The sequence below is a fragment of the Kitasatospora herbaricolor genome, assembly GCF_030813695.1.
GTDB lineage: Bacteria > Actinomycetota > Actinomycetes > Streptomycetales > Streptomycetaceae > Kitasatospora > Kitasatospora herbaricolor.
The window spans coordinates 887,429-907,668 of the sequence record NZ_JAUSVA010000002.1 but is presented as its reverse complement, the minus strand read 5'-3'; the positions used below and the strand labels follow the sequence as shown (position 1 = coordinate 907,668).

Below are 20,240 nucleotides of genomic sequence, written 5' to 3'. Positions count from 1 at the left end.
GTGATGGATCCCTCCCATGGCGCGGGCCATGTCGGTGCGAGATGCGGCGTGCGGGAGCCGCTCGGGGGCGGGTGACGGGGTGTGCGGCTCGGTACGGGGTGGCTGCGGTGCCGGGCGGTGCGGGTGGCGGTGCGGGTCCGGCGGTGGTGCGCGGGCGGGGGCTTCGGGAGTGGGCTTCGGGAGTGGGCCGGGTCAGGCGAGGGTGACCAGCAGGGCGACGGCCGTGTCGCCGGGCGGCGGGGGTGCGGCGGGGCCGCCCGGGCCGCCGGGGCGGTGCGACCTCGCCGGACGGGGTGGTTCGGCCCGTTCGGCTTCCTCGGCCGGCGCCGCCTGTTCGGTCTGTTCGGTCTGCTCGGCTGCGATGACGAGGACCTGGTCGGCGTCGCCGTCCGCGAGGAGCAGCGCCGCCAGTTCGAGGGCGTCCGGCGGCATTTCGCCCGGGACGGTGCCGAGCGGGCTGACGGCGACCACCGGGCCGGTCAGCTTCCAGCGGGCGGCGACCAGCCCGAGCACGGCGTTGGGGTTGGACTGGAAGAAGAGCAGCGGCGCCACCCGCCGCCCGGAGGCCGCGGCGTCGTCGATGGCCCGGGCGGTGGCACGGTCGCCGCCTTCGCTGGCCAGCAGCAGCGCCGTCCGGCTCGGGGCCCGGTCCGGGGCGTCGGCCGGCCCGAAGTGGGCCCGCAGACAGCGTTCGGCGGTCTCGGCGACCAGGGGGTTGAAGCTGGAGGCGGCGAACCCCGGGAGCGGGGGCAGCGCCACGGGGGCCGTCCGGCCGGAGCCGTCCAAGGCCTCCGGGCCGGGCCAGCGGCCCTCGGCGAGGATGCGCAGCCCGCTCACCCGGCGGCCACCAGGAGCGCCGTGTTGGCGCCGCCGAAGGCGGAGTTGAGGCTGAGCGCGTACCGGGTGGCGGTCCTGCGCGGGCCGTCCAGCACGAGGTCCAGGCCCAGATCCGGGTCGGGGCCCAGCCAGCCTGCGTTCACCGGCAGCAGGCCGTCGCGCAACGCCCCCACCGTGACGGCGAGTTCGAGCAGGGCGGACGCCTCCAGGGCGTGTCCGTGCACGGACTTGCTGGAGCTGACCGGGAGGTGGTCCAGGTGGCGGCCGAACACCCGGCGCAGCGCCAGGGCCTCGGCCCGGTCGGCCAGCGGGGAGCCGGTCCCGTTGGCGTTGACGTACCCGACCTCCGCCGGGTCGACCCCGGCTCGGGCGAGTGCGGAGCCGACGGCCCGGGCCAGCCCTTCGCCGTCCGGGACGGGACGGCAGACGTGGTACGCGTCCCCGGACCTGCCCCAGCCGGCCAGCCGGGCCAGTACGGGAGCGCCGCGCCGTTCGGCGGCCGGTTCGGCCTCGACGACGACGGCCACCGCGGCGTCCCCGAGCAGGGTGCCGCTGCGCCCGGCGCTGAACGGCCGCAGCTCGCCGTCGCGGGCCAGCGCCCGTCCGGCGTCGAAGGCCGCGAAGACCCCCGGCTCCACCAGGTGTCCGGCCGCGACCAGGACGCGGGTGTGCCGGCCCGAGGCGATCAGGGCGGCGGCGTCCGCCACGGCGCTGCCGGCCGCCACGCAGGCGCCGGTGTACACCCTGGTGACGCCCGGGACACCCCAGCGTCCCGCCACGGTTCTTGCGACCCGCGCGGCGGTCTCCCCGGTACGGAGGTCGCTGTGCAGGGCAAGCAGCAGCGGCATCGGGATGCCGTCGGGCGCGGTGGTGCCGTGCGGGGCCGCGACGTCCTTCTCGCCGGGTATCTCGTCGAGGGCGGCCTGCCGGCAGGCGTCGGCGATGACACCGGCCACGGCGTCGCCGAGCGGTAAGGGGTCGGGCAGCAGGGCGGCCCGGCGGGTCCGGCGCGCGGTGGCGTCGAAGCGGCGCACCTCGGTGAAGCCGGTCCGGCCGTGGGTGACCGCCTCGGCCAGCGGGCCGGGGCCGGGGCCGCAGGCGCTGAGCACACCGAGGCCGGTGATCACCGGCCTGGCGGCCGGCGGGACGTTGGCGCTCATGGCCGGGCGGCTCCGGCGGGCCGGGAACCGGTGGCCGGTCCGGCGGCGAGGACGGCCGCACGCAGCACCTCGGTGGCGTCGTCGACTGTCCGGATCGACTCGAACCGCTCGTCCGACAGCTCCAGCTCGATGTCGAAGCGCTGCTCGAACTCCGCTATGAGCCATGTCAGTTCGAGTGATCCGAGGGTGTCCTGGACGGCTCCGGGGGACCGCTCGCCGAAGGTGGCGAGCATCGCCAGGACATCCGTGCGGTCCGGCGGCGCGAGCCGGGTCACGCGGGGCTGCCGGAGGTGGCCGGGGTGGTGGCGGCGGCGATCCGCGCGGCCACGTCGGCGGTGAACTCGTCCAGGGTCATCAGCGCGGTGCCCTCCATCTCGTCCAGGTCGAACTTCACCCCGAACTCGTCCTCGACCTGCACCGACAGGTCGGCCAGCGCGAGCGACTCCAGGTCCAGCCCGGCCGGGCCGAGGTCGGTGTCGCCGGTGACCTCGGACACGTCGTACTGCATCTCGGTCAGTGCCGCGAGGACGAACTCGCGGATCCGGTCCTGCATGGTGGGCTCCTTGGGGTGCTGTGCGCCGGAGCGCACGGTGTCGGGGGTCGGGGAGAGCGGGTGCCGGGAAGGCGGCTTCGGGGGAAGCGGGTTCGGGGAAGGCGGGACGGGCGGGGGGGAGGGCAAGGCCGGGAGGGCCGAGGGGCCGGACGCGGGGGAGCGTCAGGATCCGGCCGGCGCCGCGACGGCGTCGCGGAGGGCCGCCGGGTCCCGCAGGAGCTTGCCGGTGGCGGTCCGGGGGAGGGCCGCCAGGAAGGAGAGGCGCCGCGGACGCTTGTAGGAGGCGAGCAGGCGGGTGACGCCGTCGCGGATGGCGTCCGCGTCGGCGGCCTCGTCCGCGGCCAGGAACGCCTCGACGGCTCCCTCGGCGAAGACCACCACGGCCTCGCGCACCTCGGGGAGTCCGGCCAGCGTCTGCTCGACCTCGGTGAGGTCCACCTTGAGGCCGCCGATGGACACCTGCGAGTCCCGCCGGCCGAGGACGGTGACCAGCCCGGTGCCGGCGTCCAGCCGGCCGGCGTCCCTGGTGTGCAGCCAGCCGTCGGACCAGCGGCCCGGGTCCAGCAGCCCCGGGTAGGGCGAGGCGGCCGTCCGGATGTGCAGTTCGCCGGCCTCCTCGCGGAGTTCGACGCCGGGCACCGGCCGCGCCTGCGGATGCAGCGCGCCGGTCAGGTCGGTGGCGATGACCCCGAGTTCGGTCATGCCGTACATGGTGCCCAGTGGCACACCGTAGCGCGCCGTGAAGGCCGCGGGCAGCCCCGGCCGGACCAGTTCGCCGGCCACGATCATCCGGCGCAGCTGCGGAAGTTCCGGCGGTGCCGAGGCCGCCGCCAGCAGCTCGGCGTGGAACGGGACACCGATCACGGTGGTGGGGCGCTCGTCGGCGGCGACGGCGGCGAGGATGCCGGCCGCCGTCATCCGTTCGGGCAGGCAGAGCGGTACCCGGGCGTGCAGGCTGTTGAGCAGCCCGCCGACCAGTCCGAGGACGTGCACCACGGAGGAGAGCAGCACCACCCGCTCGCCCGCCCGGGGGAAGTCGGCGAGGCTCGCGTAGCAGTCGAGTTCGCGGATCAGGTCACCGGCGGTCCGGGCGATCACCTTGGACGGCCCGGTGGAGCCGGAGCTTAGCTGGACCAGCGCGTGGCCGGTGCCGGCGGGCCGGCCGCCCGCCACCGCTTCGGCGACCGGGTCGGCCTCGGCCCAGCCCCGCAGCGCCGCCGACGGGCGGTGCCGGGAACCCACCAGGACCTGCGGCCGCAGCCGTTCGACCGCGAGACCGATCTCATGGTCGGTCAAGCGGTGGTCCAGCAGCACGACTTGGGCGCCGAGCTGCCAGCCGGCCAGCAGGCTGGTGACGAATCCGAGCGACGGTGGCAGCCGGAGCGCCACCGTCCCGCCATCGGTCAGGCCGGCGGTCGTCAGCTGCGCGGCCTGCTCGGCGACCAGGCCGCGCAGGGTCCGCCGGTCGACGGGTGCGCCCAAGCGCAGGCACTCCTCGTCCTCCGGGCCGGCCAGGAGGACGTGCTCCACCCAGTCGTGCGGGGCTTCGGCGTGCGGATGTGAAGAGGAGGGAAAGCCGGTCAACGCCACTCCACACAGAGGAGGTTGATATGGACGTCGGTTCACAAGCAGTACGGTCAATTCCGAATCCAGACAATCGCACAGACGAATCGTCAAATCAAGGTCTATACCAATGAGGTCTGGACCTCCTACGCTGCCGATCCGTGACTGGTCCGAGCGCGGCCGTCCGGGAGAGGAAGCCCGAGGATGCCCGTGGGACCCTTCACACTCGCGGATGTCGAGCGCGAAGCGCGTGCCCGACTCCCGTCCGAGGTCTGGGACTTCATCCAGGGCGGCAGCGGATCGGAACGGACCCTGGCGGCCAACCTCGCCCAGTTCGGCCGGTACGCCCTGCGTCCCCGGACGCTGGTCGACGTCTCGGGCTGCGACACCGGGCTGAACCTGCTGGGATCGGCCCTGGAGGTCCCGATCGGTGTCGCGCCGATGGCCTACCACCGGCTGGCCGACGAGGAGGGGGAGACCGCCACGGCCCGCGCGGCGGGCCGGGCCGGAGCGTTGCTGGTCGCCGGGATCTTCGCCAGTCGCACCCTGGAGGAGATCGCGGCCGCCGCCACCGGGCCGCTCTGGCTGCAGCTCTACTGGCTGCGGCGCCGCGACGCGCTGGCCGCGCTGGTCGAGCGCGCCGAGGCGGCCGGGTACCGGGCGCTGGTGCTGACCGTGGACGCCCCCCGGGTCGGCCGCCGGCTGCGGGACGCCCGCAACCGCTTCGCCGTCCCCGCCGGGATCCGCGCCGTCAACCTGGACCCCGCCCTGATGGCCGCCAGCCACCGGAGCGCCGCGGGCGCCTCCGGCATCGAGTCGCACGCCCGGGAGCAGTTCGATCCCGCCCTGAGCTGGTCGGACCTCGCCTGGCTGCGGGAGCGCAGCGGCCTGCCGCTCGTCCTCAAGGGGATCCTCACCGCGGAGGACGCCCGGCTGGCGGCCGAGCACGGCGTGGCGGCCGTGGTGGTCTCCAACCACGGCGGGCGGCAACTGGACGGCGCCCTGCCGAGCCTGGCCGCGCTGCCGGAGGTGGTGGCCGCCCTGCCGCCGGAGATCCCCGTCCTGGTCGACGGCGGGGTGCGCACCGGTACGGACGTCGCCGTGGCGCTCGCCCTCGGCGCCCGCGCCGTCCTGGTCGGCCGCCCGGTGCTGTGGGGGTTGGCCGCCGGGGGCGAGGCCGGGGTCGACCAGGTGCTGGGCCTGCTGCGCGGTGAGCTGGAGGAGGCCATGGCCCTGCTCGGCCGCCCCCTGCTGCGGGACCTGGACCGGGGCGCGCTGGCGCCCTGGCCGGGGGTGGCGGCGGGCGCCGGGTAGGCGGCGCACGGCCGGCCCGAAATCGAGGTGTACCAGTTCGTCTCGGAGCCCTTCGCCGCGCACCGGCCGGCGGCCGTGAGAACGGACGGTGGTATGTCGGCGAACAGTATTTTCGACAGTTTGACATGAACGGTCATCGGCGCATCAAAGAAAGACAAGGCGGAGCAGCGGACATGACAAAGCAGGCCTCCTTTCCCGGCTGGGACTGGGACGATCCGGACGCTCTCGCGGTACTCCTCGACGACTTCAGCGAGCAGGTCGCCAACTGCGGGAAGCTCGAACCGATCGACTCCGGGCTGCCGCGCGACCGCGAGGAGTTCCTCGGACTGGGGCTCACCGGCATCGAGTTCGCCGCCTTCCGGACGGCGCACCCGGCCGGCCTCGGCACCGACCTCACCGCCCTGAGCAGCCCCGAACTGACCAGCGAGCCCGGCACCCTGTACCGGGTGGACGGCGACCGCGTCTTCACCCAGCTGGACATCTCCGAGCCGCTGCCGTTCGCCGACGGCAGCGTCGACTGGGTCTACGCCGAGCACCTGATCGAGCACGTCACCATGCCGGTGGCGGTCGGCTGGCTGCGCGAGGCGCGACGGGTGCTGCGACCCGGCGGCGTCATCCGCGTCACCACCCCCGACCTGGCCCGCTACCTGGTCGGCTACGCCAACGACGACGGCTTCCTGGCCCGGCACCGGCGACGGCTCGGGATGCTGGGCTTCGGCCCGCCGATGCCGGCCCGCCCGGCCTTCCTGGTGAACCAGATCTTCCGCTACTACGGCCATCAGTGGATCTACGACCTGGACGAGCTGCGGCACGTGCTCACCAGGGCCGGCTTCGAGGCCGGACAGATCCGGCAGTGCGCCTACCGCCAGGGCGTCCGAGCCGACGTGGCCGACCTGGACACCGCGTTCCGGACGGACGAGACGATCTACGTCGAGGCCGACCGCTGACCTCCCCGGTCCCCGCCGGTCCCCGCCGGTCCCCGCCGGCCGCACCTGCCCTGCCGCTCCTCCGGCCCCGCCGACCCACGGGGTCCGCTCCCGCCCGACCCCGTACGCAACCGCGACTCCCCGCACAGACCGACGGGACACCCATGCCACTGCACCCCCAGGCCCAGGACCTGCGCGACCGCCGCGCCCGCTCCGGGGCGCCGCCCCTCTACACCCTGACCCTGGCCGAGGCCCGGGCCGCCGACCTGGCCGACATCCGGGCCGCCGCCGGTACCCCGGAGCCCGTGGCGGCGGTCGAGGAGCACCGGATCGACGGGCCCGGCGGCCCGCTCGTCCTGCGGCTCTACCGGCCGTCCGCGCCGGCGGGCCCGCTCCCCGGACTGCTCTACCTGTTCGGCGGTGGCTGGACCCTCGGCTCACCCGACACCTCCGACGCGATCTGCCGCCGGCTGACCAACACGGCCGGCTGCGTGACCGCCTCCGTCGGCTACCGGCTGGCGCCCGAGCATCCCTTCCCCGCCGCCGTCCAGGACTGCCGGGCGGCCGTCCGGTGGCTCGCCCGGTACGCCGCCGACCTGGGCGTGGACCCGGACCGGCTGGCCGTCGGCGGCGACAGTGCGGGCGGCAACCTGGCCGCCGCCGTCACCCTGCTCTGCCGCGACGAGGGCGGCCCGGCCCTGCGGCACCAACTGCTCGTGTACCCCAACACCGACCACCGGGCCGACACCGCCTCGCTGCGCGAGAACGACGACCCGGCGCTGTTCAACCGCCGCTCGGTCCGCTGGTACTGGAACCACTACCTGGCGGACGCCGCCGACGGCGGCCACCCGCTGGCCTCGCCGCTGCGGGCCGCCGACCTGACCGGGCTGCCGCCGGCCACCGTGATCACCGCCGAGTACGACCCGCTGCGGGACGAGGGCGAGCGGTACGCCGAGGCACTGCGGGCGGCCGGCGTACCGGTCGGCCTGCGCCGCTACCAGGGGATGCCGCACGGCTTCTTCGCCATGGCCGGCGTCCTGGACGCCGCCCAGGAGGCACAGCTCCACGCCGCCGAGCGGCTGCGCGAGGCGTTCCGGTGACGGCCCCGACCGCCCGGGACGCTGCCCGGGCCGCCGGACCGGGCCCCGTCCCGCCCGCTGCGGCGCCGGTACCGCCCACCGTCGCGCCGATCCCGCTGACCGAGCTGCACGGCTCGCTCTCCGACCCGCTGCTCGACGCCATGACCTTCCTCAACGAGGTCACCGAGCGCTACCCCGACGCCGTCTCCTTCGCCCCCGGACGCCCCTACGAGGGCTTCTTCGAGCCGGAGCAGGTGCACGAGCACCTCGACGCCTACCTCGCCCACCTGGCCGGGCGCGGGCTGAGCCCGGCGGCCGTCCGCACCGCCCTCTTCCAGTACGGGCCGACCAAGGGCATCATCGCCGACCTGGTGGCCCGCACCCTGGCCAACGACGAGGGCCTGGACGTACCGGCGGAGTCCCTGGTGCTCACCGTCGGCGCCCAGGAGGGCATGCTGTTGGTGCTCCGGGCGCTCTGCGCCGACCAGGACGACGTCCTGCTGGTCAGTTCGCCCTGCTACGTCGGCGTCACCGGCGCCGCCCGGCTGCTCGGCCTCGGCACCGTGCCGGTGCCGGAGGGGCCGGACCACGGCCCCGACCCGGAGGCGGTCGTCGCCGCCGCCCGCGAGGCCAGGGCCGCGGGCCGGCGGCCCCGGGCGCTCTACGTCGTCCCCGACTTCGCCAACCCCTCCGGCGCCAGCATGCCCACGCCGGCCCGCGTCCGGCTGCTGGAGGTGGCCGCCGCCGAGGGCCTGCTGGTGGTGGAGGACAACCCGTACGGCTTCTTCACCCGGGAGCCGGGGGCCAGGCCCACGCTCAAGGCGCTCGACCGGCGCCGGCAGGTCGTCTACCTCGGCTCCTTCGCCAAGACCTGCTTCCCCGGGGCCCGGCTCGGCTACGTGGTCGCCGACCAGCAGGTGGCCGGACCGGGCGGGCGGCTGTCCCTGCTGGCCGACGAGCTGGCCAAGCTGAAGAGCATGACGACGGTCAACACGCCCGCGCTCAGCCAGGCCGTCATCGGGGGCATGCTGCTGCGCAACGACTGCCGGCTGCGCCAGGCCAACGCGCCCGCCACCGCCTTCTACGCGGCCAACCTGGGGACGCTGCTGAGCGAGCTCGAAGGGCACTTCCCGCAGCCGGAGCGCACCCGGCTCGGGCTGGCCTGGAACCACCCCGAGGGCGGCTTCTTCGCTGTCCTGAGCGTGCCGTTCACGGCCGACGAGGCAGCCATGGAGCGCTGCGCCCGGGGCTACGGGGTGCTCTGGACGCCGATGGCGCCGTTCTACCCGGCGGGCGGCGGCGAGCGCCGGCTGCGGCTGTCGATCAGCTCGCTGACCGAGCCCGAGATCGTGGCCGGCGTCGCCGGGCTGGCCCGCTTCATCCGGGACGAGGCGCGGTAGGCGCCCGGCCGGGCACGGGTACGCCGAAGGGGCCTGGTCCCGCTCGTGGGAGCGGGACCAGGCCCCTTGGTGCGGCTGCGGTGGCTGCCGCCGGGGGTGCTACTTGGTGAGGCCGGCCTTGACCGAGCAGACCGGCCAGGCGCCGGGGCCCTGGGCGGCGAGGACCTTCTCGCCGATGGCGATCTGCTGCGCCTTGGTGGCCTGGTGCGCCTGCGGGGCGTACGCGGTGCCGCCGAACGCCGCCCAGGTGGAGGAGGTGAACTGCAGACCGCCGTAGAAGCCGTTGCCCGAGTTGATCGCCCAGTTGCCGGTCGCCTCGCACTGCGCGACCTTGTCCCAGGTCGACGCCGGAGCGGCGGAGGCGGAGTTGGCCGTGACGAGGCCTGCCACCGGCAGGGCCAGCACGGCGCCCGCCATCAGGGCCGTCCGCACACGGTTGCGCTTGACGGCGGTCTTGGTGGTGGCAGCGGCGGTCTCGTTACGGAAGGTCATGTATATCCTCTCGGGCGCCCTGGCACGGGCAGGTGTGAGCAGGCCCGACCGGGCCCGTTGGGTGCTGGGGGAGTGCGACGGCGGTGCTCCCGGCCGAGTGGCCGTTGTGCTCGCCGCACTGGTTTCGAAGTTACGGACCTCCACCGGCGGCATCAAGGTTTCGAAGGAAAGACCCAGGTCAGGGCTCTGTTACCGGCGGTATTCGGGGTCCATGGGCAGCGAGTTCACGGGGATCCGAGGCGCCGGCGCGGCCCGGATGTGGCCCCGGTCACCGGCTCGGGCGGGTGACCTCGGCCACATTGTCGACCGAGCGTGACGCGTTGCGGACGGACCGCCGACCCTCCGGGCCCCGGGCCGGGGCGCCGGGATGGCCCAGGTCACATCGCGGCCCGGCGGCGCGGGGCGAGGGCCCGTCGGCCTTGTTCGTGCGGGCCCGCCGGATGCCAGGACGGACCCCGACGCGGGTACGTCGTGGTCCGTCCTGGCATCCGGGCGGGCAGTGGCTGTCGGGCCGTCCCGTCACCGCACCCGGGAGGAGAACAGCCGGGCCGACCAGAACACGGCGGCCACCGTCATGGCGGCGACGATGAGCAGGCTCTGCCACACCGCGTTGTCGCCGAGACGGCCGGAGAAGAGCGCCCGCATGCCCTCGACGGCCCAGTAGAAGGGGTTCCAGCGGGCGGCCGCCTGCAGCCAGTGCGGTGCCAGGGCCAGCGGCAGCAGCACCCCCGAGAGCAGGGCGATCGGCTGGGCGATGGTGTTGACCACCGGGGCCAGCGCCGAGTCGCTCGGCACCAGCAGGGCGATGCCGTAGGAGATGGCGGAGGTCATCAGCGCCAGCAGGGCGAGCAGCAGATAGGCGAGCAGCAGGTCCAGCAGGCGGACCTGGAGCCCGAAGGGCAGCGCCAGCAGGGTGATGATGACGGCCTGCACCAGCAGCGCCACCACCTCCCGCAGGGCCCGGCCGAGCAGCAGGGCCAGCCGGCTCACCGGGGTGACCCGGGAGCGTTCGATGATCCCGGCGCGCAGCTCGCCGAGGAGGCTGAAACCGGTGAACAGGCCGCCGAAGATGACCAGCACGGCCAGCAGGCCGGGGACGTAGATCTGATAGGTCTCGGCGTAGGTGGTCGCCCCCATCGGGGCGAAGACCGGCTTGAGCAGCGGGGCGAACAGCAGCAGGTAGAAGAGCGGCTGGATGACCCCGACGGCGATCCAGACCGGTGTGCGGGCCATCAGCAGCAGTTGCCGCTGGAAGACCAGCCAGGTGTCGCGGGCGAGCTTCAACGGTGTCCCTGCCTCGGTCGGTCCGTGGGTCTGTCGGTCGGGCGGCGGTGCGGGCGTGTCGGGCCCTCGCGGACGGCGGACGGCGCAAGGGCCGCCCCGCCGGGTGCCGGTGTCAGTCCTGCTTGAGCGACCGTCCGGTCCGGGCCAGGAACACGTCGTCCAGGCTGGGCCGCTGGAGCTGGACGGTGCCGGGCGCCAGGCCCGCGCCCTCCAGGGTCCGCAGCAGCTGCGGGATCGCGGCCGCGCCGTTCTCCACGTAGAGCCGCAGGCCGTCCTCGCCCCGGAGTTCGAGACGGTGCAGGTAGGGCTCGGCGCGCAGGGCGTCGGCGGCCCGCTGGGACCGGTCGGCCGCGCCGTCGCCGAGTTCGAGGCCGACCAGCACCACGTCCCCCGCGATCTCGCGCTTGAGCTCCTCGGGCGTGCCCTCGGCCACCGTCCCGCCGTGGTCGATGATCGCGATCCGGTCGCAGAGCGCGTCGGCCTCGTCCAGGTAGTGGGTGGTCACGAAGACGGTCATGCCCTCGGTGCGCAGGCGCCGGATCTCGTCCCAGACCTGGCTGCGGCTGGGCGGGTCGAGGCCCACCGTGGGCTCGTCCAGGAACAGCACGCTCGGCCCGTGGATCACCCCGAGGGCGATGTCGAGCCGGCGGCGCTGGCCGCCGGAGTAACTGCTGCAGGGGCGGTCGGCGAACTCGGTGAGGTCGAAGGACTTCACCGCGTCCTCGGTGCGCCGGCGGGCATCGGCCTTGCCGAGGCCGTACATCCGCGCCTGCAGCACCAACTCCTCGCGGGCGCTGACGGCGTCGGCGGTTCCGCCGCCCTGGGCGACGTAGCCGATCCGGCGGCGGACCTCACCGGGGTCGGTGAGCAGATCCGCGCCGGCGATCCGGGCGGCGCCGCCGTCCGGCCTGATCAGGGTGGCGAGCATGCGCAGGGTGGTGGTCTTCCCGGCGCCGTTGGGGCCGAGGAAACCGAAGATCTCACCTGCCGCCACCGACAGGTCGATGCCGCGGACGGCGTCCACGGTGGCGGCCTTGCTGCGTTTCCGGGACGGGTAGGACTTGCGCAGTCCCTTGGTCTCGATCAACCAGAACTCCCGGGAGGGGATGGGTTGCCGGGGCACCTGGGGATTCGGTGCTGCGCGCCACCCTAGGGCTCCGGCCGCACCGAAAACAATGGCCTAGACCATTGGAAATCAGCTTGATCGAGTTCTGCCAACGGCTGCGGCCAGCGCCTCCAGGTGGTCCGCCGCCCGGGCGGCTCCACCGCCCGCCCGCAGGGCCGCGCCCACCCGAACGGCAGCCTCCCGGTGGGCCGTTCCGTCCAGCACCGTGCCGAGCGCGGCCGCCAGCGCCGCCGGGGTGACCCGGGGGAAGGGCACCCGCAGGCCCGCGCCGGCCGCCACCAGCTGCGCCGCGACGAACGGCTGGTCGTGCCGGATCGGCGCCGCCACCAGTGGAATCCCGTGCATCAGGGCCTCGCCCACGGTGTTCATCCCGCCGTGGCAGAGCACCGCGTCCAGTTGCCCACGGGCCATCAACTCCAGGACCGGCGCGCGGTCCACGGCCACCGTCCCGGCGGGCAGTGCGGCGGGCAGCAACTCCTGCGGCGCGGCGACCACGGCCTGCACGCCCGGCCCGCAGAGCTCCAGCGCCCGCGCCGCCCGGGCGTGGAAGTCCGCGCCGATGTCGCCGGCCAACGTGCCCATGGTGACCAGGACCTTGCGGCGGCCCGGGTCCAGGCGCTCCCAGGGGAACCCGGGATCGGCCGGACGCTCCGACAGCACCGGCCCCACCAGCGCGAACTGACCCGGGAAGGGCACCGGGCCGGTCAGCGCGGGCCCGGTCAGCGCGAGCACGAGGTCCGGTGAGAAGCGGGGGTCGGTGAACTCCTCCGGCGGCAGGCCGGCCCGCTGCCAGAGGTCGCCGAGCAGCCCGCGCATCCACGCCTCGACCTGCGGCAACGCCCTGAACGGGCGGCCCAGTTCCATCGCTCCGGGCGCCAGGCCGGCCCAGCGCAGCCCGTGCCGGTGGGCGACCAGGGCCCCCGCCGGGGTGTGCTGGTCGACCAGCAGGACGTCCGGTCGGAACGCCCGCACCACGCCGTCCAACGGCTTCGCGGTGAACCGCGCGTACGGGACGATGAAGCCCTCCCAGAGCGAGCGCAGCGCGGCGAGACCGTGCCCGCCCTGGGCCCGGAACAGTCGGCTGCCCGTGCCCAGGACCTGCTCCCCGGGCCCGAGCAACGGCCGCAGGACGGCCTCCGAGCCCGTCCAGGCGACCTCGTGGCCACGGGCGGTGAGCTCCCGCGCGATGCCGACCACCGGGTTCACGTGCCCGGTGAGCGGGGGCACCACCAGCAGGAAGCGGCTCATCCGGACACCCGCCCGGGCAGCAGGGCGCGCTCCAGGGCGCCGACGGTGAGCGACTCCAGGCCGGCCAGGTCGAGCCCGGCGCGCAGCGCCGCCAGGTCGGCGCCCGGGCCGAACCGCTCACGCAGCAGGACGGCCAGGGCGGCGAGTTCGCACTCGTCCAGCATCAGGTCGCCGTCCAGCCGGGCCTGCGGCGTCACCGACGCCGCCCATTCCGGCGGTGCGGCGGCGGCCGCCACCAGCAGCGCGACCAGTTCGGGGTGCACTTCGGCGCCCCGGCCCGGGGTCCGGGCAGGGGACGGTTCGGGGTGTTCCATGGGGGGCTCCACCTGCTCGACGGCACGGGGGCGGGGAATGCGCGACAGCCCGTGATCACTTGTGCGACCCGGCGGGCGTCGGAATACTAGCCCGGGTGACCGCACTGGAGGCAGTGGCCGTTCACCTGCCCCGCCACACCGTTCCCATCGAGGCGGTAGGGGCCCGGATCGGCCTGACCCCACGTCAACTTCGACTCTTCCGCCGCTTCCACGGCCTGGACCAGGTGCGCCTGGATCCGGACGGGACGCTGCTCGACCTGCTGACCGGCGCGTTGGAGGCACTGCCGGAACTGCGCGGGCGCGAGCACCAGGTCCGCTTCGTGCTGCACGCGCGGAGCATGCCGGTGGCCGTGCCCTACCCGCTGAACCCCCTGCACGACCTGCTCGACCGCTTCGGCCTGAGCGGCGCCAACGCCTTCACCGTCACCCACCACGCTTGCGCGGTGGGGCTGCTGGCGGTCGACCTGGCCGGCCGGCTGCTGGCCGGCGAGCCCGACCCGGACGCCCTGGCGCTGGTGCTGACCGGGGAGAAGACCTTCACCAGGGACGCCCAGCTGGTGCCGGAGACGTCCGTCTTCGGCGAGGGCGCGGCGGCCTGCCTGGTCCGGGCCGAGGGCGAACGCGACCGCGTGCTCGCCTACGCCGTCCGGCAGCGACCGGAGTTCGACGGCCGGCTGGCCGAGGATCCGGATCTGCTGGCGCGCTACCAGCGGGACTACCCGGAGGTGATGGCCGAGGCCGTCCAAGCCGCGCTCGACCAGGCAGGACTAGACCTGTCGGACATCGCGCTGCTGCTTCCGCACAACGTCAACCAGGTTTCCTGGCGGGCGATCTGTCGCCGGATCGGTTATCCGGTCGACAAGGTGGTGCTGGACAACGTGCCATCGGTCGGGCACAGTTTCGCTGCGGACGCTTTCATCAATCTGCACACCGCCACCACACGGGGCCTGCTCCACCAGGGTGACCGCTACCTGATCGCCGCCGCCGGCATCGGAGCCACCTTCTCGGCCATGGTCGTCATGCACTGACGGACCATCAGCCGACAATCCCCGTAGGTACATCCAGCCACCGCCGACCGCCGGCGCCCGGACCGCTGCCCGCGACCACCGGGCCGCGCGCCGGCGAGCTCCGGGCCGGGCCCGGACAAGTCCACTCCTCCACGCACGACGGGACGGGATAGCCATGTCAGACTCCGCGGTACGGACCGACGCCGAACTGCGCGGCCAGGTCCTCCGAAGCATCGGTGACCTGCTGCCGCGCGTACTGAAGCGCGAACTCGCCGAGGTGCCGGAGAACGCCTGCCTCTTCGACGACCTCGGCCTGACCTCGGCCGGCACCCTGGAACTCATCCTGGAGCTGGAGGAGTCGCTCGACATCCAGGTCGACGTCGAGGAGATCGGCGAGGACGACCTGCGCTCGGTCGCCAGCCTGGCCGACTTCGTCGCCGGACACGTCATCGCCGAGGACTGACCGGATGCCAGGCGCGACCGCCCCCGCCTCCGTCGTCGGCGCCGTCCGGCCGGGCGGTACGGCGGGGCCCGGACTGCGCGTCGCGCGGGTCGTCACCAGGGACTTCGGCGGCCGGTCGGAAACCTCGCTCGACCCCGACCTGCGGGTATTCGTCTCCGACCTGACCCGCCCGTACGGCGTCCCGCTCCGCGAGGACCTGCTGGCGGAGGGCGTCGGCCACTCCTACGGGGAGATGGCCGAGGGCCTGCTGCGGGACGCCCTGTCCGAGGACGAGCAGGTGGACCTGCTGATCCTCGCCTTCTCGTCCCCCGACGTACGGCCGGGCCGCTCCGCCGCCCTCCACCTCAGCCGGTTCTGCCCGGGCTCGCCGCTGGCCTTCGCCGTCTGCGACCAGGGATCCGCAGCTCCGTTCACGGCGCTGCGGATCGCCACCGACTACGCCCGGACAGGGGCCTGCCGTCGGGCGGTGGTCCTGGTGGTGGAGGCGGCCCACCTGCACCACGAACCGGCGCGGCCGGTGGCACTGCCGCAGCGGCACTGCGCGGTCCTGCTGGTCTGCGAGGCGGACGGCGGTGCGCGCGGTGACGGCGGCGGCGCGGTGGTCCGGCAGTCCTCCGGACCGGCCGCGGATCCGGCTCCCGAGCTGGTCCGGGCCGAGTGGGCGGCGCTCGGCCCGGCGGCGGCCCTCGTCCTCGGGTCCGGGCTCACCGCGCCGTCCCAGGTGCGGTACTCGGGGACCACCGCCCGGCCCGGCCCGGCCCGGCCGGCGGATCGGGACCCGACCGGACGGCGGCGGCCCGGGACGGGCAACCGCTCACCGGGATCTGGACCGCACTCGCCGAGCGGCTGCCCGGCTGGCGGGCCGAGCGACGGCCCGTGCTGGTGGCCGACCTCGACCGGCGGCTCGGACGGCTGAGCACCCTCACCCTGCTGCCGGAGGCCACGCCATGACCACCGGCGGGGCTCCGGACCTGCACCAGGACCAGGACCTGCACCTGCACCTGCACCCGGACCCGGGCGCCGGACCGGCGACACCCGACCTCGAACCCGACCCGGTGGACCTCTGGGTGATCCGGACCGACCAGCCCGCGCCGGTCGTCCACCGGCTGCGGCAGCTGCTCGACCGCACCGAGCTCCACCGGGCCGGAGCCGGCCGCGACCCCGAACGGACCGACCGCTTCACCGTGGTGCACGGCGTCGTCCGGCTGCTCGCCGCCGAGCGGCTCGGGGTGGCGCCCGTCGACCTGGTCTGGCGGCGCGGCCCGCACGGCAAACCGGAGCCGGTGCCCGACGGCTCGGTGGCCGGCTCCCGGCTACGGCTCAGCTGGTCGGCCTCCGGCGCGCTCGCCGTGCTGGCCCTGGCCGAAGGGCGGCGGGTGGGGGCCGACGTCGAGGAGATCAGGGACGAACGGGTGGCGGCCCGGGTCGCCAGCCGGTACTTCCCCGACACCGACGTCCGGTTCGTGGCGGCGGCCCGCTCGCCGGGCGCCCGGGCCGAACGCTTCACCCGCCTCTGGTGCCGCCGCGAGGCCTGCGTGAAGGTCTACGGCGGGCGGCTGGCCCAGGGGCTCGGCCTGCCGCTGGCCGGCCCCGTCCCGCTGCGGCTGCCGGACGCCGGTCCGCTCGACCCGGGGCCGTGCTGGGTGCGGGACGTCCCCGTGCCCGGGCCGTTCCGGGCCGCCGTCGCGGTCGAGGGCGACCGCCCGTTCCTGGTCCGCCGCCGGCGGTGGACCGCCGCCGGCCTCCCGTTCATCCGCTGAACCGTGGCCTCCTCCGAACCGAGCAGGGAAGAACAGGACATGACGAGTACTCACTTCACCATCCCCGACGGCGAGGCCGCCCCGATCCCGACCGGCGCACCCGGCGTCCAGCTGTACCCGGCGCCGTTCGAGGCCGTGGTCGCCCTGCTCCGCCAGGGCATCGACGCCCTGGCCGCGGACGAGGGGTTCCCCCGGCTGGCGATCCCGCCGGTGGTCCCACGGGCCCTGGTCGAGCGGGCCGGCTACGTGAAGGCGTTCCCGCAACTGCTGGGCACGGTGCACAGCTTCGCCGGGACGCCGGCGGAGTGGAAGGAGCTCGCCCCGCACGCCGTCGAGGGCGGCGCCTGGGACTCCGCGCAGCGCCCCGGCGACCTGGTGCTGCTGCCCGCCGCCTGCTACCCCGTCTACGCGGGGCTGGCCGGAAAGGAGTTGGCGCAACCCGAGCGGTTCGCCGTGGAGGGGCAGTGCTTCCGGCAGGAGGCCACCAGCGAGCCCGGCCGGCTGCGCAGCTTCCGGATGGTGGAGCTGGTCACGGCCGGCACCGAGGCGCACTGCCTGGGCTGGCGGGCGGCCTGGCTGGAAACGGTGGCCGGCTGGCTGCGCGGGATGTCGCTCAAGGTGGAGATCGAGGTGGCCGACGACCCGTTCTTCGGCCCCACCCGGCGGCTGTTCCAGGCGGCCCAGCGGGCGCAGGAGTTGAAGTACGAACTCAAGGTCCCGGTGGCCGACGGGCTGGTGCAGGCGATCGCCTCGGCGAACTTCCACAAGGACCACTTCGGCGAGGTGTTCGGGTTCACCGGGGAGGGCGCCCCGGGCAACACCGCCTGCATGGCCTTCGGGATCGAGCGGATCGCCCTCGCGCTGCTGCACGCCCACGGCGGGCGCCCCGCCGACTGGCCGCAGTCCCTCGTCGAGTCGATCCGTGGCGGGAACTGATCCGGTGTCACCGGATCACCGGTTTGGTATGGACCAATGAACGGGGGCGCTGATAGCGTCCCCACCCACACCCGCTGAGACGGGCCGGCCGAAGGACGCGTGCGACGTGACACGGACCAGGCGGATCACAGTCCGCTACAGCGCCGAAGGCGGCGGCTCGGGGCCGCTCACCATGGGCCAGGACAACATGATCCGCTGCATCCGGCGCGACGACCCCGAACAGATCAACAAGGAAGCCGTCTGGCCGGTGCCGGCCGGTACCGACCTGCCCGCGGCGCTGGCCGCACTGCGCACCCTGGCCGAGCGGCACGCCTCGCTGCGGACGGTCTTCCCGCCCGGTCCGGACGGCTTCCCGGCCCGTCAGGAAGTCCGGGGAGAAGGGGAGTTCACCGTCCGGGTGGTGGAGGCGGGCCCGCTCGACGAGCGTGAACTCGACCGGCTGGCCGACGACCTGGCGCGCACCGACAACGCCGTGGCCTTCGACCTGGCCGCCGACTTCCCGCTGCGCTGCACCCTGGTGACCGCGGAGGACCGGCCGGTCCGGATGGCGGTGGTGGTCTGCCACTCCGGCGCGGACGGTGCGGCCACCGCCCTGCTGATCCAGGAGTGGCTGTTGCTCGCGGCCGGCAAGGAACTGCCGCCCGCCACCGCGCGGACACCCCTGGAGGTGGCCGCGTTCGAGAGTTCCGCCTTGGGCCGCCGCCGTGCCACCGCCTCGCTGCGGCACTGGGAGCGGATCCTGCGCACCGGCCCGCAGGCCGTGTTCGCGGACTCCCGGATCACCGGGCCGCCGGACGTGGTCTCGACCCTGATCCTCCGCTCGCGGGAGGCGGCGGAGCATCTCGCCGCCGCCTCGCTGCGGACCGGGGCCAGCCCCTCCGTGGTGCTGCTGGCGGCCTTCGCCGCGCTGGTCGCGCACCGCGCGGATCAGCCCCGGCTGGTGATCGCGGCACTCTCGGCCAACCGGCACCGCCCGGTGATGGCCGACTACATCGGCACCCTCGCCCAGGACGCGTTCCTGTCCGTGGACACGGGCCTGCGGGACCTGGACGAGGTGATCGGCCACACCAAGGCGGCCTCGCTGGCCGGCTACTGGCACAGCACCTTCGACGCCGATCAGATCTGGCGGATGATCGACGACATCGCCCACCTGCGCGGCTCCCGGTTCGCCCGGCACGTGGTGGTGAACGACCTCAGTCTGACGATCCCCGAATCGGCCTCCGAGGCCCGGCCGGCCGCGGTGGCCGACCCCGAGATCAGCTGGTTCCCCGACCAGCGCGTTCCGGTCCGGCTGATGTTCAACATCCTGCGGGTCAACGGCTCGCTCGAACTCGCCCTGCTGGCCTGCCCGCAGGTGCTGGACCGGACGGAGATCGAGGACTTCGCCCGCGGGCTGCTGGCGGTGGTCAGGGCCGCCGCGACCGGCCCGGTGCCGCTGGCCGGGCTGGAGGCACTGACCGCGGTCCGTCCGGGCGTGCGGGAGGGGGACTGGCACCAGGTCGACGGGTCCTGGATCGACCTGGACGCCGTCCGCGAGCTGCTCGCCGACGTCCTGGGCGCGGACGTGGCGACAACCGCTGTGCGGGACTTGGACCTGGGGGCCGTGGCCGTTCCGAACACGGTCGTCCCGAACGCGGTCGTCCCGAACGCGAGTGTGACGAACGCGGCCGTAACGAACATGGTCGTCACGAACGTGGAAGCTCCGAGCGCGGCCGTTCCGAACGTGAACGTGACAAACACGGTCGTGTCGAACGCGGTCGTCGCGAACGTGGTCGTTGCGAACGCGTTCGTCCCGAAGGCGGCCGCCCCGGTCCCGAAGCTGACCGCCCGCGTCGAGCTGACCGGTGGCCGACTGGTCGCCCATCTCTGGACCGGCACCGCGGACCTGGAGGAGTCCCGACTCACCCCGCTCACCGTGCACCGGGCGCTGGTCGACGCGCTGCCAGGGCGGGACACCGCGATGGCTCCGCACCACTACGTGATCCATCGGGGCACCATCGCCGGGCCGGGAGGCGGGGACACCGGGGAGGCATCCGTACTGCTGGAGGGCGACGGCCGCGATCCGGAGACGGCCGCCCGTCAGGGGCAGCCGGCCTGACCGGGCGCCAGCACACCCCCGCGCCGGGCTGCTCCACCGAGAGCCGGCCGTCGGCCCGCCGGCCTCCCTCATCGTGACCGGCGGGTGACCGGCCGGACGTCGATGACCGCCATCCCGGCCGCCCGGGCCGCCTCGATGCCCTCGTCGCTGTCCTCGTACACCAGGCACCGGGCCGGCGGGACGGCCAGGGCGTCGGCGGCCCGCAGGAAGATGTCCGGCGCGGGCTTGCCGCGCCGGACCTCGTCCCGGGTGACCAGGGCGGTGAACAGTCCCTGGTAGGGGAGGTGCCGCATGGTGGTCTCGATGATCAGGCGGGCGCCGCCGGAGGCCACCGCCATCGGGAGCGTGCCGTGGTGGGCGTGCACCACCTCCGCGACCTCCCGATGGACCTCGATCCGGTCGGCGTTGGCGAGGAAGAGCAGGTCCCGGGCCGCGACGAGCTCCTCGACCGGGAGGTCCGCCCCGGCCGCGCCCTCCTCGCCCTCCTCCGCGAGGGCCCGGATCAGGTCGGCGGAGGAGAGGCCGGTCCGTGCGTCGAACCACTCCTGCCGGAGCGTCACCCCGTACGGGGCCAGGACGTCGGCCATCGCGCGGTAGTTGGCGTACTGGCTGTCGACGAGGGTGCCGTCCCAGTCGAAGAGCAGCGCTTCGGCAGGGCCGGGGTGGAGTTCGGGGAGCAA

General features: G+C 74.6%; 21 protein-coding genes. 10 read left to right on the top strand and 11 right to left on the bottom strand.

Going from position 1 to position 20,240, the window contains the following annotated elements; translation table 11 throughout:
* Positions 1-192 precede the first annotated feature (192 nt).
* The 5 genes from J2S46_RS04425 to J2S46_RS04405 form a co-directional block, all read right to left on the bottom strand.
* Positions 193-837: a hypothetical protein gene (locus J2S46_RS04425; RefSeq protein WP_191293985.1), complete on the bottom strand. Its 645-nt coding sequence runs from the start codon at positions 835-837 to the stop codon at positions 193-195.
* Positions 834-1,997 carry a beta-ketoacyl synthase N-terminal-like domain-containing protein gene (locus J2S46_RS04420; RefSeq protein ID WP_191293984.1) on the bottom strand — a complete coding sequence of 388 codons (1,164 nt, stop codon included), beginning with the start codon at positions 1,995-1,997 and terminating at the stop codon, positions 834-836. Before J2S46_RS04420 ends, J2S46_RS04425 begins: the two co-directional genes overlap by 4 nt.
* The gene (locus tag J2S46_RS04415; protein ID WP_229913314.1) at positions 1,994-2,272 is read right to left on the bottom strand and encodes an acyl carrier protein; all 279 of its coding nucleotides are present in this window, start codon (positions 2,270-2,272) and stop codon (positions 1,994-1,996) included. Before J2S46_RS04415 ends, J2S46_RS04420 begins: the two co-directional genes overlap by 4 nt.
* A complete protein-coding gene (locus tag J2S46_RS04410) occupies positions 2,269-2,550 on the bottom strand; it encodes an acyl carrier protein (RefSeq protein WP_191293983.1) in 282 nt (93 codons plus the stop codon). Before J2S46_RS04410 ends, J2S46_RS04415 begins: the two co-directional genes overlap by 4 nt.
* 162 nt (positions 2,551-2,712) lie before the next feature.
* Positions 2,713-4,140 (bottom strand): class I adenylate-forming enzyme family protein, encoded by a 1,428-nt coding sequence (locus J2S46_RS04405; protein ID WP_370882164.1) that lies wholly within the window; start codon positions 4,138-4,140, stop codon positions 2,713-2,715.
* 177 nt (positions 4,141-4,317) lie between these two features.
* On the opposite strand from J2S46_RS04405, the gene J2S46_RS04400 reads away from it, so the two are divergent.
* From J2S46_RS04400 to J2S46_RS04385, 4 genes are all read left to right on the top strand, one after another.
* Entirely contained in the window at positions 4,318-5,427 is a 1,110-nt protein-coding gene (locus J2S46_RS04400; RefSeq protein WP_191293981.1) for an alpha-hydroxy acid oxidase, read from the top strand.
* Between the two features lie 173 nt (positions 5,428-5,600).
* A complete protein-coding gene (locus J2S46_RS04395; RefSeq protein ID WP_191293980.1) occupies positions 5,601-6,374 on the top strand; it encodes a methyltransferase domain-containing protein in 774 nt (257 codons plus the stop codon).
* 143 nt (positions 6,375-6,517) lie between these two features.
* Positions 6,518-7,453 (top strand): LipP1 family hormone-sensitive lipase, encoded by a 936-nt coding sequence (gene lipP1, locus J2S46_RS04390; protein WP_191293979.1) that lies wholly within the window; start codon positions 6,518-6,520, stop codon positions 7,451-7,453.
* Entirely contained in the window at positions 7,450-8,832 is a 1,383-nt protein-coding gene (locus J2S46_RS04385; RefSeq protein WP_229913313.1) for an aminotransferase-like domain-containing protein, read from the top strand. The genes lipP1 and J2S46_RS04385 overlap by 4 nt, the downstream gene beginning before the upstream one ends.
* A gap of 99 nt (positions 8,833-8,931) precedes the next feature.
* Here J2S46_RS04385 and J2S46_RS04380 read toward each other — a convergent pair whose 3' ends face one another.
* The 5 genes from J2S46_RS04380 to J2S46_RS04360 form a co-directional block, all read right to left on the bottom strand.
* Complete coding sequence (locus J2S46_RS04380; RefSeq protein ID WP_370882163.1) at positions 8,932-9,324, bottom strand: transglycosylase family protein; 393 nt, start codon at positions 9,322-9,324, stop codon at positions 8,932-8,934.
* 519 nt (positions 9,325-9,843) lie between these two features.
* Complete coding sequence (locus J2S46_RS04375; RefSeq protein WP_191293590.1) at positions 9,844-10,608, bottom strand: ABC transporter permease; 765 nt, start codon at positions 10,606-10,608, stop codon at positions 9,844-9,846.
* Positions 10,609-10,720: 112 nt separating this feature from the next.
* On the bottom strand, positions 10,721-11,731 hold the full coding sequence (locus tag J2S46_RS04370) for an ATP-binding cassette domain-containing protein (protein WP_229913262.1): 1,011 nt from the start codon (positions 11,729-11,731) through the stop codon (positions 10,721-10,723).
* A 72-nt stretch (positions 11,732-11,803) separates the two neighbouring features.
* Positions 11,804-12,982: a glycosyltransferase gene (locus J2S46_RS04365; RefSeq protein ID WP_191293588.1), complete on the bottom strand. Its 1,179-nt coding sequence runs from the start codon at positions 12,980-12,982 to the stop codon at positions 11,804-11,806.
* Complete coding sequence (locus J2S46_RS04360) at positions 12,979-13,296, bottom strand: hypothetical protein (RefSeq protein WP_191293587.1); 318 nt, start codon at positions 13,294-13,296, stop codon at positions 12,979-12,981. Before J2S46_RS04360 ends, J2S46_RS04365 begins: the two co-directional genes overlap by 4 nt.
* Positions 13,297-13,391: 95 nt before the next feature.
* On the opposite strand from J2S46_RS04360, the gene J2S46_RS04355 reads away from it, so the two are divergent.
* The 6 genes from J2S46_RS04355 to J2S46_RS04330 all read left to right on the top strand — a co-directional run bounded on the left by J2S46_RS04355 (position 13,392) and on the right by J2S46_RS04330 (position 19,560).
* A complete protein-coding gene (locus J2S46_RS04355) occupies positions 13,392-14,324 on the top strand; it encodes a 3-oxoacyl-[acyl-carrier-protein] synthase III C-terminal domain-containing protein (RefSeq protein WP_191293586.1) in 933 nt (310 codons plus the stop codon).
* 154 nt (positions 14,325-14,478) lie between these two features.
* Positions 14,479-14,766, top strand: a complete 288-nt coding sequence (locus J2S46_RS04350; RefSeq protein WP_191293585.1) for a phosphopantetheine-binding protein — start codon at positions 14,479-14,481, stop codon at positions 14,764-14,766.
* A gap of 4 nt (positions 14,767-14,770) precedes the next feature.
* A complete protein-coding gene (locus J2S46_RS04345; protein ID WP_191293583.1) occupies positions 14,771-15,682 on the top strand; it encodes a 2-hydroxy-acid oxidase in 912 nt (303 codons plus the stop codon).
* A gap of 31 nt (positions 15,683-15,713) precedes the next feature.
* On the top strand, positions 15,714-16,526 hold the full coding sequence (locus tag J2S46_RS04340) for a 4'-phosphopantetheinyl transferase family protein (protein ID WP_191293581.1): 813 nt from the start codon (positions 15,714-15,716) through the stop codon (positions 16,524-16,526).
* 39 nt (positions 16,527-16,565) lie between these two features.
* On the top strand, positions 16,566-17,462 hold the full coding sequence (locus tag J2S46_RS04335) for a class-II aminoacyl-tRNA synthetase family protein (RefSeq protein WP_191293580.1): 897 nt from the start codon (positions 16,566-16,568) through the stop codon (positions 17,460-17,462).
* Positions 17,463-17,568: 106 nt separating this feature from the next.
* Positions 17,569-19,560: a condensation domain-containing protein gene (locus tag J2S46_RS04330; RefSeq protein WP_191293578.1), complete on the top strand. Its 1,992-nt coding sequence runs from the start codon at positions 17,569-17,571 to the stop codon at positions 19,558-19,560.
* Between the two features lie 68 nt (positions 19,561-19,628).
* Here J2S46_RS04330 and J2S46_RS04325 read toward each other — a convergent pair whose 3' ends face one another.
* The gene (locus J2S46_RS04325) at positions 19,629-20,240 is read right to left on the bottom strand and encodes an HAD family hydrolase (protein WP_191293576.1); all 612 of its coding nucleotides are present in this window, start codon (positions 20,238-20,240) and stop codon (positions 19,629-19,631) included.

What these genes read in the sequence shown, in the direction of transcription:
- J2S46_RS04395 (WP_191293980.1), top strand. Translation starts at nt 5,601, where the DNA reads ATGACAAAGCAGGCCTCCTTTCCCGGCTGGGACTGGGACGATCCGGAC.
- lipP1 (WP_191293979.1), top strand. Translation starts at nt 6,518, where the DNA reads ATGCCACTGCACCCCCAGGCCCAGGACCTGCGCGACCGCCGCGCCCGC.
- J2S46_RS04420 (WP_191293984.1), bottom strand. Translation starts at nt 1,997, where the DNA reads ATGAGCGCCAACGTCCCGCCGGCCGCCAGGCCGGTGATCACCGGCCTC.
- J2S46_RS04335 (WP_191293580.1), top strand. Translation starts at nt 16,566, where the DNA reads ATGACGAGTACTCACTTCACCATCCCCGACGGCGAGGCCGCCCCGATC.
- J2S46_RS04380 (WP_370882163.1), bottom strand. Translation starts at nt 9,324, where the DNA reads ATGACCTTCCGTAACGAGACCGCCGCTGCCACCACCAAGACCGCCGTC.
- J2S46_RS04360 (WP_191293587.1), bottom strand. Translation starts at nt 13,296, where the DNA reads ATGGAACACCCCGAACCGTCCCCTGCCCGGACCCCGGGCCGGGGCGCC.
- J2S46_RS04350 (WP_191293585.1), top strand. Translation starts at nt 14,479, where the DNA reads ATGTCAGACTCCGCGGTACGGACCGACGCCGAACTGCGCGGCCAGGTC.
- J2S46_RS04345 (WP_191293583.1), top strand. Translation starts at nt 14,771, where the DNA reads ATGCCAGGCGCGACCGCCCCCGCCTCCGTCGTCGGCGCCGTCCGGCCG.
- J2S46_RS04365 (WP_191293588.1), bottom strand. Translation starts at nt 12,982, where the DNA reads ATGAGCCGCTTCCTGCTGGTGGTGCCCCCGCTCACCGGGCACGTGAAC.
- J2S46_RS04400 (WP_191293981.1), top strand. Translation starts at nt 4,318, where the DNA reads ATGCCCGTGGGACCCTTCACACTCGCGGATGTCGAGCGCGAAGCGCGT.
- J2S46_RS04410 (WP_191293983.1), bottom strand. Translation starts at nt 2,550, where the DNA reads ATGCAGGACCGGATCCGCGAGTTCGTCCTCGCGGCACTGACCGAGATG.
- J2S46_RS04340 (WP_191293581.1), top strand. Translation starts at nt 15,714, where the DNA reads ATGACCACCGGCGGGGCTCCGGACCTGCACCAGGACCAGGACCTGCAC.